Source organism: Thiolapillus sp. (assembly GCF_048562965.1).
GTDB classification, from domain to species: Bacteria; Pseudomonadota; Gammaproteobacteria; order Chromatiales; family Chromatiaceae; genus Thiolapillus; species Thiolapillus brandeum_A.
This window is the reverse complement of record NZ_JBHNMF010000382.1, coordinates 1-3,154: the sequence shown is the minus strand read 5'-3', so window position 1 is coordinate 3,154 and position 3,154 is coordinate 1. Positions and strand designations below refer to the sequence as shown.

Below are 3,154 nucleotides of genomic sequence, written 5' to 3'. Positions count from 1 at the left end.
GCCCGAAAAGACGGGCGAACCCAAGCAGGGGGTGGTGAGGGGAAGAGGCACCGAAGAAGATACGCTGACTGAGGCGGATATCGAGCATGCGGTAGGTATCGTTGCGGGCACGGACAACGATGCCAACAATCTGTCCATCGTCATGACCGCAAGAGCCATGACCAACAAGCTGTTTGTGATTGCACGGCAGAACTACAGGGAAAATGATGCACTCTTCCGCGCAGTGGATGCCGACATGGTGATGCATCCCAGTGCTATCGTGGCGGGGAAGATCCGGGTGTTGCTGGCAACACCCATGCTCTATGAGTTCATGAGCCTGGCCGCCTATCAGGAGGAAGACTGGGCCTGTGCACTGGTCAGCCGCATTGCCGGACTGGTGGACAATCGTGTGCCGGTCATTCAGGAAATCGTTGTCGATCAGGACCGGCATTGTGCGATCCATGACGCTCTGGAACGGGGAAGGGTGGTGCAGCTCGGGGATATCATGCGATCCCCCGGTGACCGTGACCGCTCACTGAGATGCATCGCCCTGCTCAGGATCAGCCGCAACAGCCGCGAATTGCTGCCCGAGGCAGATACGGAACTGCTGCCGGGAGACAGACTGCTGTTTTGCGGTACCCGCCGGGCCTTTTCCACCATGGAGTGGACGCTTTGCCATACCGCGACTCTGGAGTACATACTGACCGGTGAGGACAGGCCGCGCAGCTGGATATGGCGGAAATTTCAGGAGAGGAAAAAACGATGAACTGGACGCCCCTGTCTGACTATCTATCGACCATGGATATGGTGCTGTTGAGCGTCAACCTGTTGCTGTTGCTGTTCTCCCGCCCGCTGCTCAAGCGGATTTTTCCTGAAAGTGAGAGCCAGGAGCGTTTCAGCAGACGCCTGAACGTTTTCCGGGTTGCCAATATCATTGCCGTCGCAGTTGTCATCAGCAATGCAGTCATGCACCCGGAAGGTGGCACCGTGGTGGTGACGCGCACACTGGGTGTGCTGCTGGCCATTTACGTTGGCTGGCTGTTCTTTTTCATCCTGAGCCGCATGATAAGGCGACGCTGGGGACACGAAAGAAAACGCGGTGAAGAGACTGTTTTCATCGAAACCTACAACTCGCGCTTGCTCACGCTCATGGTGGGTGTAGTCATTTCCATCATGGTGCTGGTGGCCGTGATCCGCATCCTGGGTTACAGCTCTCTGCTGGAAGCTGGCGGCGTGCTGGGCGTGATGCTGGCCCTGACCCAGGCATCCTGGGTGCCGGATCTGGTGAGTGGTCTCGTCATCCTGAACAGCCGTCTCATCGAGGAAGGGGATATCATCCAGCTGGGTGAAGACAGTTCCCAGGTAGGCATGGTGTTCCGCACCAAGGTCTTTTTTACCGAAATCCTGCATCTGGTGAACAATCACCGCATCCTTATCCAGAACAGCAAACTGCGCAACATGACAGTACACAATCTCTCGCGTTTTGCATCCGCCAAAGGTTTGCGTGAAGCGCTGAGTATCAACGTGTCCTATGCGGTGACCGAGGAAGAGGTCAGCCGGCTGTTTCTTCAGGTCATGGAGTTGAGCAAGGACAATCCGGACCTGCCCATCGAAAACCAGTATGAAGTGGAAATCAGGGCGACCAGAGGCGGTGACTATGCCGTGGAATGGACCTGCTTCTACTACATCAAGGAAACCCGGCAGGTACTGAAGATACGGCAGCTGATGCTGGCGCTGCTGCTCAAGGTGGCACGGGAGCAGAACATTTCCCTGCAGACGCCGGTACTGTATCAGCTCGAATCCGGCGAACAGCTGCCCGTCCCTCCGGCACCAGAGGCCAGCTGAGGCCGGAAACAGCGCATGGGGGTGTTGAGAACACTGTACTGGCTGCTGGCCCTGACGCTGATGGCTCAACTGTCGGGCTGCCTTCTGAACCGTGTCTACGCCTTCAAGGAGCAGTTCTGTGACTACCAAAGCAACTTCACTTTTGTTGTCGATGATGGCGTAAGCATGCACATGCACCATCCGGTTTTGCGGGATACCGATGTGATCTGGCTGTTGGGCGCTTCCCCCACTTTCCGTACCGAAGGCACGGAGACACTGGAAATGGTTTATGTCGTCGAAAAGGATATCGGGGAAAATGCAGCTGAATACGCCATTCCCCTGCATCTGGAGTTCCAGCAGAAAAACGGCCAAATGCTGTTGAGAGCGGGCATTATAGACAAGAACCTCAGCGCCATGATCACCCCGGGCCTGATCAGGGAAACCGTGGCTCATGCCTGCACCGCACAGGCCCGCATGGTGAGCAGGAGCGTACACTTTGATCTCCACGATCTCGATCCGGATGACATCCCCACACCTCAGGAGATCGTCGCAGCCCTGGGGCCGCCCAACGGTGAGGCGACGGGTGGCATGCTGTACCGGTTTCGATTGCGGGGAGCCGGTCCTGAAGTGGAAAAGTCCTTTGCCAGGATATGGCTGGACAGTACCGGGAAAAAGGTGGAGCGTGTGCAGTTTCGCTATCTGATCTATCAACTGGATGCAGATTTCGTTTCTGGAGAGGGAAGTATCCGCATATTTCTTTAGCAGGATGTTGAAAAAGTCCATCCATGGCTTTTTCAACATACATAAGGAAACCGAAAAATGCGATTGTCGGTTTCCTACATTATCAATCTGAAGTTTCCCAATTTTTTGGAGCAATGAATATTAGAGTCGACTAATATGGCGGATAAATTAGTACTTGGTAATATTCTTGTTTATTTTGTTTCTTTCGCTTGAAAAACAATAGGTTATTGATGAATGAAGCCTGATTTTACTGTATAATACAGTGTGTTAAGCCATTGATTACACAAACAAACAGGCCTCATTCATGTTTATTCTACGCGACCTTCTGCCTCCCCTCCAAACCCATTTTTCAAAAACCGCTCTGGGCAAGGAACGCTCCGCCCTTTTCGTCTATACCCTGCTCTCGGTCATCGTTCCGTTCACTTCCTCCATGACCTCCAATTTGTGGCGCTGTCTCGAATCGTTGTTTGGCATCGAGATGAAACAGAAACGTTCGCTGCCAGCCATGGAGAGCGAAGCGAAGGCTGGTAGACCCCAGTAGCCGCGAGGCCGCACTGTTTTCCCGGCGTGCCTTGCGCCAGAGGGAAAACAAAGTAGGCCTCCGAACGCG

General features: G+C 54.2%; 4 protein-coding genes. 3 read left to right on the top strand and 1 reads right to left on the bottom strand.

Translation table 11 applies throughout. The annotated features are described in order from the left end of the window. The 3 genes from ACOCD2_RS15145 to ACOCD2_RS15135 form a co-directional block, all read left to right on the top strand. Positions 1 to 745: potassium channel protein (locus ACOCD2_RS15145; protein ID WP_296805992.1), on the top strand; the 745-nt coding region annotated here is incomplete at its 5' end. Next, the gene (locus ACOCD2_RS15140) at positions 742 to 1,824 is read left to right on the top strand and encodes a mechanosensitive ion channel domain-containing protein (RefSeq protein WP_293680536.1); all 1,083 of its coding nucleotides are present in this window, start codon (positions 742 to 744) and stop codon (positions 1,822 to 1,824) included. The genes ACOCD2_RS15145 and ACOCD2_RS15140, both read left to right, overlap by 4 nt. A gap of 15 nt (positions 1,825 to 1,839) precedes the next feature. Beyond that, a complete protein-coding gene (locus tag ACOCD2_RS15135; protein WP_293650235.1) occupies positions 1,840 to 2,565 on the top strand; it encodes a hypothetical protein in 726 nt (241 codons plus the stop codon). Positions 2,566 to 2,893: 328 nt separating this feature from the next. Here ACOCD2_RS15135 and ACOCD2_RS15130 read toward each other — a convergent pair. Further along, the coding region (locus ACOCD2_RS15130) for a hypothetical protein (protein ID WP_293688660.1) at positions 2,894 to 3,154 on the bottom strand (261 nt) is incomplete at its 5' end.